The sequence below is a fragment of the Caulobacter sp. GW821-FHT09A05 genome, from assembly GCF_059418465.1.
On the sequence record NZ_JBWKPX010000009.1, the window covers coordinates 1 to 16,748 of the forward strand.

Annotated in this window: 11 protein-coding genes; 3 read left to right on the plus strand and 8 right to left on the minus strand. The window is 67.8% G+C overall.

Annotated features, from left to right (window positions below):
• The 3 genes from AC07NX_RS10560 to AC07NX_RS10570 all read right to left on the minus strand — a co-directional run.
• A partial coding sequence (locus AC07NX_RS10560) for a hypothetical protein (protein WP_494641857.1) occupies positions 1–75 on the minus strand: 75 nt, incomplete at its 3' end.
• A gap of 25 nt (positions 76–100) precedes the next feature.
• Positions 101–313 carry a hypothetical protein gene (locus tag AC07NX_RS10565; RefSeq protein WP_494641618.1) on the minus strand — a complete coding sequence of 71 codons (213 nt, stop codon included), beginning with the start codon at positions 311–313 and terminating at the stop codon, positions 101–103.
• 100 nt (positions 314–413) lie between these two features.
• On the minus strand, positions 414–1,895 hold the full coding sequence (locus AC07NX_RS10570; protein WP_494641619.1) for an amidohydrolase: 1,482 nt from the start codon (positions 1,893–1,895) through the stop codon (positions 414–416).
• A gap of 213 nt (positions 1,896–2,108) precedes the next feature.
• Between AC07NX_RS10570 and AC07NX_RS10575 the strand changes: the two genes are divergently transcribed.
• Positions 2,109–4,916 (plus strand): M14 family metallopeptidase, encoded by a 2,808-nt coding sequence (locus AC07NX_RS10575; RefSeq protein ID WP_494641621.1) that lies wholly within the window; start codon positions 2,109–2,111, stop codon positions 4,914–4,916.
• A 77-nt stretch (positions 4,917–4,993) separates the two neighbouring features.
• On the opposite strand, the gene AC07NX_RS10580 is transcribed toward AC07NX_RS10575, so the two are convergent.
• Together AC07NX_RS10580 and AC07NX_RS10585 are read right to left on the minus strand one after the other, a co-directional pair.
• Positions 4,994–6,019, minus strand: a complete 1,026-nt coding sequence (locus tag AC07NX_RS10580) for a FecR family protein (protein ID WP_494641623.1) — start codon at positions 6,017–6,019, stop codon at positions 4,994–4,996.
• Entirely contained in the window at positions 5,976–6,548 is a 573-nt protein-coding gene (locus tag AC07NX_RS10585) for an RNA polymerase sigma factor (protein WP_494641625.1), read from the minus strand. The genes AC07NX_RS10580 and AC07NX_RS10585 overlap by 44 nt, the downstream gene beginning before the upstream one ends.
• A 284-nt stretch (positions 6,549–6,832) precedes the next feature.
• On the opposite strand from AC07NX_RS10585, the gene AC07NX_RS10590 reads away from it, so the two are divergent.
• Positions 6,833–9,349, plus strand: coding sequence for a TonB-dependent receptor (locus AC07NX_RS10590; RefSeq protein WP_494641626.1), 2,517 nt, complete (start codon positions 6,833–6,835; stop codon positions 9,347–9,349).
• A gap of 104 nt (positions 9,350–9,453) precedes the next feature.
• The gene (locus AC07NX_RS10595; protein ID WP_494641628.1) at positions 9,454–11,772 is read left to right on the plus strand and encodes a TonB-dependent receptor; all 2,319 of its coding nucleotides are present in this window, start codon (positions 9,454–9,456) and stop codon (positions 11,770–11,772) included.
• A gap of 604 nt (positions 11,773–12,376) precedes the next feature.
• On the opposite strand, the gene AC07NX_RS10600 is transcribed toward AC07NX_RS10595, so the two are convergent.
• Genes AC07NX_RS10600 through AC07NX_RS10610 form a run of 3 tightly spaced genes read right to left on the minus strand, consistent with a single transcriptional unit; the run spans position 12,377 to position 16,692 of the window.
• Positions 12,377–13,336 (minus strand): formylglycine-generating enzyme family protein, encoded by a 960-nt coding sequence (locus AC07NX_RS10600; RefSeq protein ID WP_494641629.1) that lies wholly within the window; start codon positions 13,334–13,336, stop codon positions 12,377–12,379.
• A 21-nt stretch (positions 13,337–13,357) separates the two neighbouring features.
• On the minus strand, positions 13,358–15,001 hold the full coding sequence (locus AC07NX_RS10605; protein WP_494641631.1) for a sulfatase family protein: 1,644 nt from the start codon (positions 14,999–15,001) through the stop codon (positions 13,358–13,360).
• The gene (locus AC07NX_RS10610; protein ID WP_494641633.1) at positions 14,998–16,692 is read right to left on the minus strand and encodes a sulfatase-like hydrolase/transferase; all 1,695 of its coding nucleotides are present in this window, start codon (positions 16,690–16,692) and stop codon (positions 14,998–15,000) included. The genes AC07NX_RS10605 and AC07NX_RS10610 overlap by 4 nt, the downstream gene beginning before the upstream one ends.
• Positions 16,693–16,748 lie beyond the last annotated feature (56 nt).

A 16,748-nucleotide genomic window follows, 5' to 3' on the forward strand; every position in this document is an offset into this window, starting at 1 on the left:
CTGGTTGCAGGCCCAGCCCACGGCGACCCCGAGGACCATGGAGGCGATGATCAGATAGGCAAAACGTTTGTTCATGGAAACTTTCTGCGGGCGGACGCCGTCAGGCGGCCCGGGCCAGGGTCGAGCACACGCGCTCGTAGCGCGCCTGGATCCGCTCCCAGGTGCTCAGCTTGATCGGCTCGCCCTTGCGCAGCTTGCCCCAGGTGGTCTCGCTGATGCCGTAGACGCTGAACAGGTGGTCGCGGGTGATGGCGGGCAAGGCGCCCTTCAGCATCTCGAAACGGTCCCGGGGAACGATGATGGCCTGGGCCATGGGGGATCTCCGCGTTGGAAAACAATGAAGGGGGCGCGGCCGGCGCCAAACCGGGGGCGGGAGCGCCGGCCGCTAACGATCAAAAGGGGGTCTTCGATCGCTACTCGTGTCCGCCAGCGCTGGGCTTGCGGTAGTCGAGGGCCGGCGGGCGGTCGCCCAGCATGGCCTTGTAGGCGAAGGTCGGGCCGCGACGCTGGTCCAGCTCGGCCTTGGCCTTCTTGATGGTCTCGGGATTGGAGAACAGGTCCGCGCCGGTCAGGGCCAGGGTCTTGGCCGCGTTGACCGCGCCCTTGACGCCGATCGTCGAGCCGGCGGCCGCGACGTTCTGCCAGCTGTGTCCGGCCGAACCCGGCACGAAGGTCGCCGTGCCCAGTCCCACGGTCGGCGTCACCCAGCTGATGTCGGACACGTCGGTCGACCCGCCGCCGCCTTCCATTTCGACCTTGTAGGGCTCGACGGTCTTGACGCTGTCGATCGACGGCGCGCCCGGCAGGGACTCCTGCAGCTTCTTGGCGAAGGCGATCTCTTCCGGCGTCCAGGTGACGCCGCCCACCTTGCGCAGGTTGACGTCCATCACCTTGCCCAGGGTGTCGTTGGGCAGCAGGGCATAGACCCCGCCGGTGATCTCGCTCTCCACCGTGGTGCCGGTCGCCATCGCGGCGCCCTGAGCCGCCTTCTCGACGCGAGCCCAGACGTCCTTGACCACCGCCGGATCGGGGTGACGGACATAGTAGTAGACCTCGGCGAAGTTGGGCACGACGTTGGGCGCCGTGCCGCCGGCCGTGATCACGTAGTGGATCCGCGTCTTGTCGGGCGTGTGCTCGCGCAGGAAGTTGGTGGCCACGTCCATCACCTCGACGCCGTCGAGGGCCGAACGACCCTTTTCGGGCGCGCCGGCGGCGTGGGCCGAGATCCCGTGGAAGCGGAACTTGCCGCTGATATTGGCCATCGACACGCCCTGGACGGCGGTGTTGGCGTTGTTGGGGTGCCAGTGCAGGGTGGCGTCGACGTCCTTGAACAGGCCCGCGCGCACTAGGTACACCTTGCCCGAACCACCCTCCTCGGCCGGCGAGCCGTAGACGCGCAATTCGCCCTTGATGTTGTTCTTGACCATCCATGCCTTCAGCGAGACGGCCGCGCCGACCGAAGCCGCGCCGAACAGATTGTGACCGCAGCCGTGGCCGGCGACCTGGCCCGGGATGCCGGTCTTCACCGGGTCATGGGTCTGGGCCAGGCCCGGCAGGGCGTCGAACTCGGCGAGGATGGCGATGACGGGGCCCGGCCCGTTCTTGAAGCTGGCGACGAAGGCGGTCGGCATGCCGGCCACACCGGCCTGGACCTCGAAGCCGCCGGCCTTGAGCTGCTCCTGCAGCAGAGCCGAGCTCTTGGTCTCCTGGTAGCCGACCTCGGCGAAATCCCAGATCTTCAGCGCGGCGTCCGAGATCTGCGGCGCGTCGGCGTCGACGGCCTTGAGGATCTGGGCGCGATCGGCGTCGGTGAGCGGCTTGGCGCCGGCCGGAACCGCGAAGGCGGTCGTCATGGCGGCCGACAGCAGGACGAGCTTCAAGGTCGAAAGCTTCATTATGGACGTTTCCCCAGGGTAAGCGAAGGACGGCGCCGACGGGCGACTGTCCAATGAGACGCAACCTCGCGCCCGTCCCTCACCGCCGAGGCGTCAAAAAAATCTCTGTAATAAAGTAACGTTTTGCATTTTTGACGGTGAGGAAGGTTTCCCAGCTTCCGTCTTGAAGGACGAGGACCGCCGTGGGGGTGGATCCCAGGGGTTTCACCGACCATGCGCAGACCGCTACTGGCGACCGTCGCCATCACGCTCGCCCTGCAGGCCGCCGGACCGACGCTCGCCCAGACCGGTGGCGCGCCGGCGTCCGCCACGACCAAGGCCGCCGTCAACGCCGCCATCACCACGCCCAAGCAGGCTTGGGGCCACGAGGCCGGCGAGGACTATTTCCTGGCCAACTACACCCAGCTGGTCGCCTATTGGAAAACCCTGGCGGGACAGTCCGACCGTCTGAAGATGATCCCGATCGGCCAGACCGAGGAAGGCCGCACCCAGTACATGATGGCCGTCTCCAGCCCGGAGAACCTGGCCAAGCTGGACCACTATCGCCAGATCGCCCGCAAGCTGGCCCTAGCCAAAGGCGTGGACGAGGTCCAGGCCCGCGCCTTGGCCCAGGAGGGCAAGGCGATCGTCTGGATCGACGGCGGCCTGCACGCCAGCGAGATCGTCCCGCCCCAGCACCTGGCCCAGGTCACCTACGAACTGGCCAGCCACGACGACGCCGAGACCAAGCGGTTCCTGGACGGCGCCATCATCCTGATCGGCCAGGCCAACCCCGACGGCATGGAGTTCGTCTCCGACTGGTACATGCGCATTCCCGAGCCGACCAAGCGCGAGGCTAACTGGGACAGCCTGCCGCGCCTGTACAACAAGTACGTCGGCCATGACAACAACCGCGACTTCTACATGATGAGCCAGAAGGAGACCGAAAACCTCAGCCGGGTCTTCTTCCGCGACTGGTTCCCGCAGATCATCTACAACCAGCACCAGCCCAACAGCCCTGGCACCACGGTGGTGATGCCGCCGTTCCGCGACCCCTTCAACTACAACTACGATCCGCTGATCATGAGCCAGCTCAGCGAGGTCGGGGCGATCATGCACAGCCGGCTGATCGCCGAGGGCAAGGGCGGCTCTGCCATGCGCGGCGAAGCCCCCTACTCCACCTGGACCAACGGCCTGGAGCGTACGGTCACCTACTTTCACAACGCGATCGGCCTGCTGACCGAGATCATCGGCCATCCCACGCCGATGAAGCTGGGCATGGTCCCCGACCGCCAGTTGCCGCACAATGACCTTCCCCTGCCAGAGCGCCCGCAGGTCTGGCATTTGAAGAAGTCGATCGACTACAGCCTCAGCCTCGACCGGGCGGTCATCGACTACGCCGTCAGCAACAGGGAGCGCCTGCTGTTCAACGCCTGGCGCATGGGCCAGGACTCGATCGCCAAGGGCCAGACAGACAGCTGGACCATCACCCCCAAACGCATCGAGGCGCTGAAGGCCGCGGCGGGCTCTCAGGAGAAAGTCGACGCCTTCTCGTACGGCGCTCAGGGCGTCGATCCCAAGCTCTACGACGCCGTGCTGCACGATCCGGCCTACCGAGACGCCCGCGGCTACATCATCCCCGCCGACCAGGCCGACCTGCCCACGGCGGTCAACTTCCTCAACGCCCTGATCAAGAGCGGCGTCGAGGTCCAGCGGGCGACCAAGGCGTTCGACGTCAGCGACAAGACCTATCCCGCCGGCTCGTTCGTGGTGAGGACCGACCAGGCCTACCGTCCGCACGTGCTGGACATGTTCGAGCCGCAGGACCATCCGCACGACCTGGAATATCCGGGCGGTCCGCCCAAGCCGCCCTATGACGCCACCGGCTACACGCCGGCCATGCAGATGGCCGTCGGCTTCGACCGGGTGACCGAAGGCTTCGACGGCCCCTTCGAGACCGTGCCCGACGTAATCGCCACGCCGCCCGGCGCGGTCGTCGGTCACGCCGGCGCCGGCTGGCTGGTCAGTCATGCGCCCAACAACGCCTTCACCCTGACCAACCGCCTGGTGAAGACCGGCGCGCCGGTCTTCTGGCTCAAGTCGCCGACCACGGCCCAGGGCCGGACCTTCGCGACCGGGACCCTGTGGATCCCGGCTTCGGCCAAGGTCGACGCCATCGTGCGCAAGGCCGCGACGGATCTGGGCCTGACCGCCTACGGCGTCGACGCCAAGCCGAGCGGCGAGACGATCCGGCTCAAGTCCGTGCGCGTGGGCGTGGTCGACCTCTACGGCGGCCTGATGCCGACCGGCTGGACTCGCTGGCTGTTCGAAAAATACGAGATGCCCTACACGGTCGTGCGGCCGCAGCGCCTGGACGCGGGCAAGCTGGCCAAGGACTTCGACGTGATCCTGTTGCCGGATGGGGCCTATTCGCCCCCCATCGTCGGGGTCCGCTCGGCCTTCCGAACCAAGCAGCCGGACGCGACCACGATCCCCAGCGACTATCGTTCGTGGCTGGGCGCGATCACCCCAGACAAGACCGTCCCCCAACTCGACCGCTTCGTGCGCGACGGCGGGTCGGTGATCGCGGTGGGCGGCTCCAGCGCCATTGGCGCGTTGCTGGGACTGCCGGTGCGCAACGTGCTGATCGACGACAAGGACGGCAAGCCGACCATGGCCGCGACCCGGGACTTCTACATCCCCGGCTCGATCCTGCGCGCCAAGGTCGATCCGAGCCAGCCGCTGGCCTACGGCCTGAGCGACGCGGTCGACGTCTATTACGACAACAACCCCTCGTTCGCCTTACAGGACACCGCCGACGTCAAGCGGGTGGCCTGGTTCGGCGGCGATGATCTGCTGCGCAGCGGCTGGGCCCTGGGGGAAAAGCGCCTCGACGGCACGGCCAGCGTCGTCGACGCCAAGGTCGGCAAGGGACGGGTCATGCTGATGGGGCCCGTGGTCACCCAGCGCGCCCAGACCGCCGGCACGTTCAAGCTGCTGTTCAACGGCCTCTACTACGGTCCGGCGGTGTCGGGGCGCTAGGCGCTCCAGCAGGCCCATGACGGCAAAAGGGCGGGCGTCGCGAGACATCCGCCCTTTTTCATGCGCGTGCGGCGGGGCTAGGCCCGAGGCCGGATCAGGACGATCTCGTCACTGTCGGCGCGGCCGATATCCGCCAGGCCATAGCTGCGGATGGCGGCCACGAAAGCATCGACCTGCCCGGTCTTGAACACGCCGCTGACCGGCGTGGCGGCGACCACGGGATCGGCGACCCGCAGCTTGCGCGTCGAGAACCGGTTCATTTCATCGACCACGGCCGACAGTGGTTCGCCGTCGAACACCAGCCGGCCTTGCAGCCAGCTGGCTTCCTTGACCGTGTCGATGGCCGCGATGGTCCAGTCGGCGGCGTCAGCCGCGACGAACCTGGACCCCGCCGACATCTCGACCATGCGGTCTCCTCGCGGCGACGGACCGGCGATGCGCACGCGGCCCTCGAGCAGGGTCACCGACAGCTTGCCCGGATCCAGGCGAACGTCGAAGGCCGTGCCCACCGCCGTGACCTGCTTGTCGCCCACCGCGACCACGAAGGGTCGTGCGACGTCCTTGGCCACCTTGAAGAAGGCCTGGCCGCGCACCAGGGTCAGCCGCCGTTCGCGACCCCAGGGATCGACCCTGACCGCGGAGTCGGTGCTGAGGGTGACCATCGAACCGTCGGCCAGATGGAAGGTGGACAGCTCTCCCACCGCCGTCGTGAACGTCGGGGCGGCGGAAGGTCCGGCGGCTGGCGCCGCCCTCTTGCCGAGCACGCGCCAACCGACGGCCGCGCCGCCGCCGACCATGGCGACTAGGCCCGCGGCGGTCAGCAGTCCGCGACGGCTGAAACCTTGAGAGGGAGCCTCTCCCGCCGCCAGGGCGTCGGCCCGCAGGGCGGCCAGGGCGGGATCGGCGTCCAGCAGGCTCAGGCCGCTCCAGACATCCTGGCATCGCGCCCAGGCGGTCGTGTTGCGCGGATCGGCGGCCAGCCAGCGCTCGAAGGCCCGGCGGTCCTCCACCAAAACGGCGTCGCCCTGCAGTCGCGCGAACCAGGTCGCCGCGGCGCTGTCAGGGTCGTCGTGTCTGTCGTTGACCGGCGTGGTCGAGGTCATCCTGGTCCCGCAGACGCTCGCCCAAAAGACGCAGCGCCTTCATCACATGTTTCTCGACAGCGCTAACGGAGACGCCCAGGCGCTGGGCGACGAGCTTGTAGCTCATCTCCTCGAAGCGCACGAGGACGAAAACCCGCCGGGTCCGCTCCGGAAGCTCGTTCAGAGCCGCCAGCGCTCGCGCCATCTGTTCCCGAGCCTGTAAGACGCGCTCGGGAGACATTTCATCAACGGGATGATGAATTTCTTGAAATTCGCAGTGCGCCGACCGGCAGCGGGTGCGGTCGGCGCGTCCCTTGTCGATCAGAACATTGGCCGCCACCTCGAAGAGATAGCCCTCGACATTGTTCACCACCGCTTCGGGCTGGCGCTTGTGGATGCGGAGCAAGACTTCCTGAACGAGGTCTTCGACATCGTTCATCGGGGCCCTGCGCGAGAAGAAAGCCCGCAGGGCCGGCGTGAAACGGGCGCCCATGTCGATAAGCGCCTGGCCTCCTCCTGAGGGCGTCGCCGCCCTGCCGATACGCATCATCCACACAGCCCCGACGTCTACGCCAACGAGGTGAAAGCGCCCCGCCCCCTGTGTCAAGGCGCACGGCCGCGTGGAGGCCCGCCAAGCGCTACCCTGAGTGCGTTGCCTAAAGGGTGTGCAAGAGGCGATGTTGCGGAGCGTAAATTGGCGGTCGCAACACAGTTTGGGGTGGACTGGAGCATGGTCCGCGCCCTCTGGGGGCGCGGTTGGCGTACTGTCGGACGAGGGGTGCAAGAGTCGTCGTGTGGGGGTCGGGAGCGTCAAGGCGACTTCGCGTCGCGGCCATGGCCTGCGCCGCGAGCCCGGCGGCCCTTCTGGCGCCGCCTTACGCCCAGGCCGCCGGAGCCGAGGCGGCGTCGCGCTTCGACATCCCCGCCCAACCGCTCAGCCAGGCGCTCAACCAGCTGGCTCTGCAGAGCAACCGCGAGATCTTGTTTTCGCCGCGCCTGACCGCCGGTCGCCGCGGTCCGCCGCTGAGGGGTGTCTTCTCCCCCGAGGACGCCCTGGCGCGACTGCTGGAGGGGTCGGGGCTGATGGTGCGGCTCGAAGGGCGCAGCTTCCTGATCCAGCCGATCCCGGTCGCTCCCCCCGCGCCGCATCCGGCGACAACGACGCCAGGCAGCCAGCCCGACAGCAACGATCCACTGGAGCCGGTGGTGGTCACCGCGCTCAAACGCGACAGCGAAATGCAGAAGACGCCGCTCAGCATGACCGTGCTGACCGGCGAGACCCTGTCACGCCTGGGTATGGTCGATCTGGAGCGGGCCGCGCCCCTGCTTCCCGGGCTGAAGCTGATCTCGACCTCGTTCGGCCGACGGCTGGTGTTACGCGGCGTCTACGGGGCCGGCGAAGCCACGACGGGCCTCTATTACGACGAGACGCCGATGACCGGTCCGGTGGGCACGACCGCCGACCCCGGCGTCATGACGCCGGAGCTGGCCCTGGTGGACGTCGACCGGATTGAACTGCTGCGCGGACCGCAAGGCACGCTTTACGGCTCCGGCTCCATGGGCGGCGCACTGCGCGTGCTGTTCCGGCGCCCCGACCTGGACGACACGGGCGGCTTCGTCAGCGCCAGCGCCACCAGCCTGCGTCATGGCGACCAGGCGGGCGGGGTGAGCGCGGCGGTCAATCCAGTGATCGTGTCAGGCGAGCTGGCCGCCCGCCTGACGGTCTATGGTCTCGACACGCCCGGCTCGATCGACAACGTCCGCCTGGGTCTGTCAGACGTCGATTCCACGGAAGTGAAGGGCGCGCGCCTGGGCTTGCAATGGCGGCCGGACGAACGGCTTTCGGTGCTGCTGTCGGCCACCACCCAGACCACGCACCGCGACGACATCTCGGCCTGGCACGACGTCGCCGGCCCCTGGCGCACCCGCCATGCCGCGCGGGCCCCCTTCGACGGCCAGATCGACCTGGCCAACACCAGCCTTCACTGGCGGGGCGACGACATCGAGGTCACCGCCACGGCGTCCTGGTACCGATGGCGGCTGACCCGGCGGTCCGACTACAGCGGCGTGCTGCTGGGCGAACGCGACAGCGCCTCGGGCTGCGCGCGCTACTACGCGCTGAGCGGCGCCTGCGACGGCGGCCAGATGCAAGGCTACGCCAGCTACGTGGACAGCCTCTATCCGGCGATCCTCTACCAGCCCGCCCGATTGACCTCCTCGATCCAGGAAGTCCGGGCCTCGTCGGTTCGCGATAGTCCGATCAGTTGGACCGTCGGCGTCTACAATGAGGTCCGCGACGACCACATCGACAGCCAGGTCCCGCATATCGACCCGCTGACCGGCGCGCCACAGCAGCCGGTGGTGCTGATCGGCCGGCGCAGCATCGACAACCATCTCAGCCAGAGCGCGGTCTTTGGCGAGATTTCCTATGATCCGGCTCCGGAAACCCGCCTCACCCTCGGCGCCCGGCGCTTCAGCTACGTCAAGCGTGACCGGGGCGAGGTGCAGATCCCCAACGTCGTGTCCGGCACCTGGGCCGACTATGCGATCGACGCGCGGACCCCCGAGCAGGGCTGGAGCCTCAAGGCCCTGGCCAGCCAGCAGTTCACGGCGGACGTCCTGGGCTATGTCCAGGTCTCGCAGGGCTTTCGCCCCGGCGGGGTCAATGTCGTGCCCGGCCTGGCCGACACCCTGGCGCCGTACCGGTCCGATCGGCTCACCAACTACGAGGCGGGCCTGAAGAGCCAGTCGGCCGACCACCGCTTCACGGCGAACCTGGCCGTCTACCAGATCGACTGGCGCGACATGCAGTACAGCGCCCAGACCCAGAACCGCGCCTTCTCGTTCCTGACCAATATCGGCGCCAGCCGCATCCGGGGGGTCGAGGCCGAGTTCGCGGCGCGGTCGCTTTGGGACTGGGACGCCGCCGCCAGCGTCACCTTCACCGACGCACGCCTGACAGCCGACCAGATCACCAACACCGCCATCGGCCTGGGCCTCGAGGGCGACCGGCTGCCGATCGTGCCGCGGTTCGCGACCGCCGGCTCGCTGGAGCGGCGATGGTCGTTGACGAACCAGCTGGAAGGCCGTCTTCGCCTGGACGCGGCCTATACAGGGACCTCGCGATCGGCGTTCAGTCCTGGAAACCCCGACTATCTGAAGATGGGCGGCTACGCGACGTTCGGCGTCAGCTTCGGCCTTGAACACGCTTCGTGGCGCGGCGAGCTGGCGATCGACAACCTGCTGGATCGCGCCGGCCGCGCCTCGGCCCAGCGCAACACCTCCGGGCCCATCGACTACTACGGCATTCCGCCCCGCTCGGTGCGCCTGACGCTGGAACGCGGCTTCTAACGGCGTTCACCCATTTTTTCGCGCGCCGATGAGGACGTCCCCCTCCCTCACGTCTGACCTTTCGGACCGTCGTCGGCGGCGGTCGGAAAAACGAGGGGATAATCATGAGACAGCAGTTTCGAGGCCTGAAGGCCCTGGCCCTGGGCGCGACCGCGCTCACCGCCTTGGGCGCGCATGCGGCACTCGCGCAGGAGGCCGCGCCGCAGCCGGCCGACAACAGCACGATCGAGGAAGTGGTCGTCACCGCCCTGAAGCGCTCGACCACCATCCAGACCACACCCATCAGCATCAGCGCCGTCACCGAGAAGTCGCTGCAGGCCTTGGGCGCCTCGGGAATCCAGGACTATTTCCGCACCGTTCCGAACCTGCAGGTCGAAGGCAACTCGCCGACCAACCGCCGCCTGACCCTGCGCGGCGTGCGCAGCGCCGGCGAGGCGACCGTCGGTCTCTACTATGACGAAACCCCGCTGACCGGCCCGGCCGGCACCACCGCCGACGCCAGCTCGACCAGCGCCGACGTCAACCTGTTCGACGTCGAACGCGTGGAAGTCCTGCGCGGCCCGCAGGGCACGCTGTACGGCTCGGGCTCGATGGGCGGCACGCTGCGCGTCATCCTCAACAAGCCCGACAGCACCCAGTATTCGGGCGCGATCGAGGCCCAGGGCACCGCCCAGAAGGACGGCGGCACGGGCTATTCGGTCAAGGGCATGGTCAATGTGCCGCTGATCGAGAACAAGCTGGCCGCCCGCCTGGTGCTGTATGAGGCCGAGCAGGGCGGCTATGTCGACGACGTCCTGCTGAACAAGAAGGACATCAACGACCAGCACTCGACCGGCGGCCGCCTGATGCTGGGCTTCACGCCCACCGACAACCTGACGATCAACGCCTCGGGCCTGTTCCAGAAGACCACCCTGGACGGCCAGAACAGCTGGTATCCAGCCCTGGGCGCCAAGGACTACTCGACCAACGCCCGCACGATCGCGCCGACCGACGACAACCTGCGCGTCTACAACGTCACGGCCAAGTGGGATTTGGGCTTCGCCACCCTGACGGGCACCTCTTCCTACTACAAATGGACGCTGCTGCGGAACTCCGACTACAGCCCCACCCTCTCGGCCAACCGCGCCAACGCCACCTCGTGCCGCAACTACATCGCCGGCGGCCCGGCCGCCGCGGGGAGCACCAATCCGGCCTGCACCCCCGCCCAGATGACGCAATACACCGCCTATGCGGACAGCCGCACGCCAGGCGCGCTATACCAGCCGATGGGCCTGACCTCGTGGAACCACGAACTGCGGGCCAACGGTTCGCTGTTCGAGGACAAGATCGATTGGACGGCCGGCGTCTACTACGAGGACCGCTCCGACTACATCGAGAGCCAGGTGGCCAAGGCCAACGCTGCGACCGGCGTCATCAACCCTAGCGACCTGACCGCCTGGCGCCACGTGGGCACCGACACCAAGCAAACCGCCTTCTTCGGCGAAGTGACCTACAAGCCGATCGAGAAGCTGAGCCTGACCGTCGGCGCACGGCGCTTCGACTACGACAAGACCGTCTCGGGTCAGGTGCTGATCAGCAACTTCATCACCCAGTCCTATGTCGGTCCAGCCGCCCAGGTCGACGCCAGCGCCAGCGGCTGGGTCAGCAAGTTCAACGTCAGCTACCAGGTCACGTCCGACATCATGGTCTACGGCCTGGCGGCCAAGGGTTTCCGTCCGGGCGGCGCCAACAACGTGCCGGGCCTGGCGTCGGCCCTGCTGGCCTACGCGCCCGACAGCCTGTGGAACTACGAAGCCGGCGTGAAGAGCCAATGGTTCGATCACCGCCTGACCCTGAACGCCGCTGCGTACCAGATCGACTGGAACAACATGCAGATCTCGGCCACCAGCGCCAACGGCGCGTTCAGCTACCTGACCAACGCCGGCAAGGCGCGGATCAAGGGCGTTGAACTGGAAGCGGTCGCCCGCCCGATCCCCGGCCTGACCCTGAGCGCGACGGCGGCCTTCGTTGACGCCAAGCTGACCGAGGACCAGGCCAATTCCACGATCCTGATCACCGGATCGACCGGCCTGCGCGGCGACGAGTTCCCGAACGTGGCCGACTTCAGCGGTTCGGCGGCGATCGAATACAGCTGGCCGTTGACGGACAGCCTGAACGGCCTGCTCCGCGCCGACTACGCCTATGTCGGCGAGTCCGCTTCGCAGTTCCGCCCCACCTATGTCTACTACGAGAAGCAGGGCGACTACGGCTACGCCAACCTGCGTGGCGGCGTCGAAGGGACCGACTGGGGGGCCTATCTGTTCCTCAACAACGTCGCCAACGAAGTCGGCTTGATGAGCGTCACCTCCGCGCTCAACAACAGGCAGCAGGTCGTGAGCATCAATCCGCGCACGGTCGGTTTCTCCCTCCGCAAACGCTTCTAGGATCGACCGGGCGGCCTTGAATAACAGGGCCGCCCTTTGGGCTGCGCCGGCTCGCCTTCATCGCGCACGCCCGCCAGCTTGGTTTTCCGATAGAGGCGATGCTGATCTAGCCAGCTAGGCTAGAGGGCATGTCCGCGTCGCAAGAGGCGGGCGTCTTCACGTTTGCAGCACCGTGGTGCGCTAGGTCGCCCGATACGCTAGAGCCACGTGGGTTACTGCCGATCGAGTAGGACGGTCTAAGCTGCACGAGGGGTCGGTCTGACGCCGCTCCCCCGCCCAGCCGGTTTCGGCGAACCTGCGCCATGTTAAGACGACCGGGGAATCTTGGGCGGGAGATCGGCTTTCATCAAATAGGCGAATCCGCTCGAACAACACCCCCAGCTCTCGATTGGGCGCTCGGCACAAAGTTCGATATGCCTGCACAAAGGGGAGCCACCTCTGGTTTTTGAGAAGAATCCGGCCCTTCGGCCGGATTCTTCGTATCTGGGCCACGGGTTGCGGCGCGGACGCGCTCAAACGGGCTCGGCATTTCCCACAAAAAACGACCCTCGGGCAAAGGGGGCCCCGAGGGTCGGAGTTCGATCGAACCTCGACACGGAAGGTCTCAGGTCGGCGCGGGATCTCGCACGACACAGCGGAAGCCGATATGGCTGGTGGCGCTCTCGACCGTCTGCGGGATGCGCGCGGCGGGTCGGTAGCGCTGGCAGTAATTCTCGGCGCACAGGTGCGAGCCGCCCTTCAGAACCTTGCGCGGCTGGGGCGCCTGCGGCTGGGCGGGATCGAGGCTGGCTTCCGGCGTCCCGCCGCGCGGATTGACGGGCGGACAGCAGCCGGGCGCCTTGGGGCTCGGCAGCGACCACCAGTCCGAGGTCCACTCCCAGACATTGCCGATCATGTCGTGGACGCCGTAGCCGTTGGCCGGGAAGCGCTTCACCGGCGAGGTCCGCTCGAAACCGTCCAGGCGCAGGTTCCGCGCCGGAAACGCGCCCTGCCAATAGTTGCACATCATCTTGCCGCCGGGGGCTAGCTCGTCGCCCCAGGCGAACTCGGCCCCGTCCAGGCCGCCCCGCGCGGCCAGTTCCCACTCGGCCTCGCTCGGCAGCGCCTTGCCCGCCCACAGGGCGTAGGCCTCGGCGTCGCGGTGCGAGACGTGCACCACCGGGTGGTCCTGCAGGCCAAGGACCGAACTGCCCTTGCCGTAGGGCTTTCGCCAGTGGGCGCCGAAGGTGAAGGACCACCACGACAGCGGCGCGTCCAACGAGACCGGCCCCTTCGGCGGCTGGAAGACCAGCGAGCCGGCCCTGGCCATCTCGGGCGGCATGCCCGGATAGTCGCGCGGATCGGGCGCGATCTCGGCGTCGGTGACGTGGCCGGTGGCCCGGACGAACGCGGCGAACTGGCGATTGGTCACCGGCGTCGCGTCGATCCAGAACCCGTCCACGCGCACCCGCCGGACCGGCGCCTCTTCCGGATAGAAGCGCGTCGAGCCCATGGCGAAGGTCGCGCCGTCGATCCGGACCATGCCCGCCGTTCGTGTCTCGTCCATCGCCACGACCTGGCCCATCGCAATCTCCCGGCGGCGCGGCTAGTGGCGCGGAAAGTAGGGCTCGCCCTTGCGCTCGGCCTCGAGCTTGGCTGGCGAGTCGGGGAACAGTCCGTTGAAGCGGTCGACCGGATTGGCCGGCCGCAGCCAGGTCTCCGGGAACTCGGCGGCTTTGGCGCCGGCCAGGCTGCGGAACACCTGCCCCTGGCTGGTGCGCTCGGTGAACGGCACCACCCTCTGGCCCTTGGCGTTGGACAGCTGCTGAAACAGCGCCTTGCGCAGCTCGACCTTGGTCTGGAGATAGGCCGGGTCGTCGATGAGGTTGTTCATCTCGTCCGGATCCTTGGCCAGGTCATACAGCTCATCCAGGTCCCAGACGCCATGGTACTGGATGTACTTCATCCGGCCGCGCTCGATGGCGAAGGTGGTCGGGGTCTGGGGGAAGGTCCACTCCCAATAATACTCGTAGATGAAGTCGTCCGCCTTCCAATCCTCGGGCTTGACCTTGCCCGTGGCCAGGGGAAGCACGCTCTTGCCCTCGAACTGCGCCGGCCGTGGCGCGCCGGCCGCGTCCAGGAAGGTCGGGGCCAGGTCGAGATTGCGCACGCGGCTCTGGATCACCGCGCCCTTGGGGAACCGGCCCGGGGCGTAGGCGACCATCGGCACGCGGATCGAGGCCTCGTAGGCGTCGCGCTTGTCGATCAGGCCGTGCTCGCCGAACTGGAAGCCGTTGTCGCTGAAGAACACGATGATCGTGTTCTCCTCCAGGTGGTTGTCACGCAGGTACTTCAGGATGCGCCCGACGCTGTCGTCCACGGGGCTGAGGCCGCGATAGTACTCGCGCATATAGTCCTTCAGCGGCCGATCCTGGTTGTAGAAGAAGTCGACGCCGTGCCAGCTGTTGCGCTGGTTGCGCACCCACATCGGCTTGCCGCGATTGTTCTCGGGCGTGTCGGCCATGCTGGCCGGCAGCTTGATGTCAAGATCCCTGTATTGGTCGGCGTAGCGCTCGGGCGCCTTGACGTCGGAGTGCACGGCCTTGTGCGAAAGATAGAGGAAGAACGGCTTGGACCTGTCGCGGCCCTGTTCCAGCCAATCCAGGGCGTAGTCGCTCAGCTCGTCGGTGATGTAGCCCTTCTGGGCCACGCGCCGGCCATCGACATTGAGCAGGTTGCGCTGACCCGCCGCGACCTGCTGGGGCGTCAGGCCGTCGGTCGGCAAGTAGTTCCCCTGCCCCAGGAAGCTGATCCACCGGTTGAAGCCCGGCCGCGGTCCGTCGCTGGCGTCGCCCATGTGCCACTTGCCGATGAAGGCGGTCTGGTAGCCCGCGTCCTGGAGGTACCTGGGAAAGAAGGTCAGGCCGACCTCGGACGAGTTGTTGTTGTCGACGACCCCGTGGTTGCGGGCGGTCATCCCCGTCAGGATGGTCGCGCGGCTGGGCGAGCAGAGCGACGAGGTCACCACCGCATTGGGGAAGTAGACGCCGTTGCGGGCCAGGAAATCGATGTTGGGCGTGCGCAGGCCCGGCGTCAGGAACCCCAGGGCGTCGTAGCGCAGGTCGTCGACCAGCACGAAGACGATGTTCGGCCGCGTGGGTGGCGGCGGTTCGGCGCGGGCGACGCCCGCCCAGGCGGCGGCCAGCAGCATCACGCCAACCGCGCGCAAGATCGAAAGCAGGGATTTCATGGCTGCGTCTCCTGGGCGGTCCAGCCGCGTGGATTGGCCTGCGCCTCGGCGCGGAAGGCGGCCAGGCGCTCGGACAGGCGCCTGGCCTCGTCGGGGTGTTTGGCGCTGACGTCGTGGGATTCGTTATCGCCGGTGATGCGATAGAGCGCCGGTCCCGCGCCGTGCGGCAGGGGCGTCCCGGCCGGGGCCAGCGGCCACTTCTCCGACAGCATCTCGCGGTACTTGAACTGGGTGTCCCGGACCGCCTGGAACTCGCCCGAAAAGGCGGTGACATAGTAGAGGTAGTCATGGGGCGAGGCGCCGCCCGACAGCAGGCCGGCCATGTCGCGACCGTCGATCGCGCGGTCCTTCGGCAGCGGAACGCCCAAGGCCGCCAGCAAGGTCGGAAAGAGGTCGATGTTCATCGCCATGGCGTCGCTGACGGCGCCCGGCCTGGCGCGCCCCGGCCAGACCACGAAGCACGGCACGCGCATGCCGCCCTCGAAGGTCTCGCCCTTGCGGCCGCGCAGGGCGCCGACGCTGCCGGCCTGGTCGCCGCCATTGTCGCTGGTGACGATGACGATGGTGTCGTCGGCGATCTTCAGTTCGTCCAGGGCGCGCAGGATCCGGCCGACATTGTCGTCCAGGTCCTCGACCACGTCGCCATAGGTCCCGCCCTCCGACACCCCCTGATGCTTGGGGTTGGGATAGTGCGGCAGGTGCGGCGCGGTGAAGGGCACATAGGCGAAGAACGGCTGGCCGGCGCTGGCGCGCATGAAGCCGATCGCCTCGTCGGTGAACCGTTCGGTCAGGGTGCGCTGGTCGGTCTTGTCCGGCGGCGTGTCGACGCTGTTCCCGCGATAGATCGACAACGGGCTCATGTCGTTGCTGTAGAGGACCCCGAAATAGGTCTGGAAGCCCAGGTCGGTCGGACGATGCCCCGCCGTGTCGCCCAGGTGCCACTTGCCGAAGGCGCCGGTGCGATAGCCGGCGCGCGACAGCACCTCCGGCAGCAGGATCTCGTCGGCGGGGATGGCGTTGGCGTAGCCGGCCGAACGCCGGATCTGGGCCATCGGATTGTCGCTGGGGAAGAACACGTGGTTGGCCGACCGCGAGCGGGTCGGATAGCGGCCGGTCAGCAGCGCCGCCCGCGAGGGCGTGCACACCGGCGAGCCCGAATAGAACTGGGTCAGCTTCACGCCCCTGGTCGCCAGGGCGTCGATGTTGGGCGTCTTGATCAGCTGGTTGCCGTAGGACGACAGGTCGCCGTAGCCCAGGTCGTCGAACAACAGCACCACGATGTTGGGCTTGCGCGCGGCGGTCGGCTTGATGGCGTTCAGATAGGCCTGCTTCTGGGCCAGGTGCTCGGGCGCGGGCTCGGCGTTCAGGGCCGCTTCCCTGGCCAGGGCCGTGTTCGGCGCCAGTTGGACGTCCAGCCGCGCCACGCCGTCCTGGGGCACGCTGACCCGCCGGGTCTGGCTGGCCAGGCCCAGGGCCGTGACCGAGACCTCGTACTCGCCGCCCGGCAGGCGCGGCAGATCGAAGGCGCCGTCGCGTTCGGTGGCGTCCCCGCGCAGCAGGTCGTTGATCACCACCCGGGCGCCGGCCACCGGCGCGCCGCCGGGTCCGGTGACCTTGCCGCTCACCTCGCCCGCCTGGACCGGTCCGGCCAGCGCCAGCGCCGCGACGCCGATCAGCCATCTCTTGCTCATATACGCCTCGAAATCTGGAAGGCGGTCGAGGCGCCCGTCCAAGGACGGGCGCCCTC

Coding starts and splice junctions, on each gene's coding strand:
- AC07NX_RS10565 (WP_494641618.1), bottom strand. CDS start 313: ATGGCCCAGGCCATCATCGTTCCCCGGGACCGTTTCGAGATGCTGAAG.
- AC07NX_RS10570 (WP_494641619.1), bottom strand. CDS start 1,895: ATGAAGCTTTCGACCTTGAAGCTCGTCCTGCTGTCGGCCGCCATGACG.
- AC07NX_RS10575 (WP_494641621.1), top strand. CDS start 2,109: ATGCGCAGACCGCTACTGGCGACCGTCGCCATCACGCTCGCCCTGCAG.
- AC07NX_RS10580 (WP_494641623.1), bottom strand. CDS start 6,019: ATGACCTCGACCACGCCGGTCAACGACAGACACGACGACCCTGACAGC.
- AC07NX_RS10585 (WP_494641625.1), bottom strand. CDS start 6,548: ATGATGCGTATCGGCAGGGCGGCGACGCCCTCAGGAGGAGGCCAGGCG.
- AC07NX_RS10590 (WP_494641626.1), top strand. CDS start 6,833: ATGGCCTGCGCCGCGAGCCCGGCGGCCCTTCTGGCGCCGCCTTACGCC.
- AC07NX_RS10595 (WP_494641628.1), top strand. CDS start 9,454: ATGAGACAGCAGTTTCGAGGCCTGAAGGCCCTGGCCCTGGGCGCGACC.
- AC07NX_RS10600 (WP_494641629.1), bottom strand. CDS start 13,336: ATGGGCCAGGTCGTGGCGATGGACGAGACACGAACGGCGGGCATGGTC.
- AC07NX_RS10605 (WP_494641631.1), bottom strand. CDS start 15,001: ATGAAATCCCTGCTTTCGATCTTGCGCGCGGTTGGCGTGATGCTGCTG.
- AC07NX_RS10610 (WP_494641633.1), bottom strand. CDS start 16,692: ATGAGCAAGAGATGGCTGATCGGCGTCGCGGCGCTGGCGCTGGCCGGA.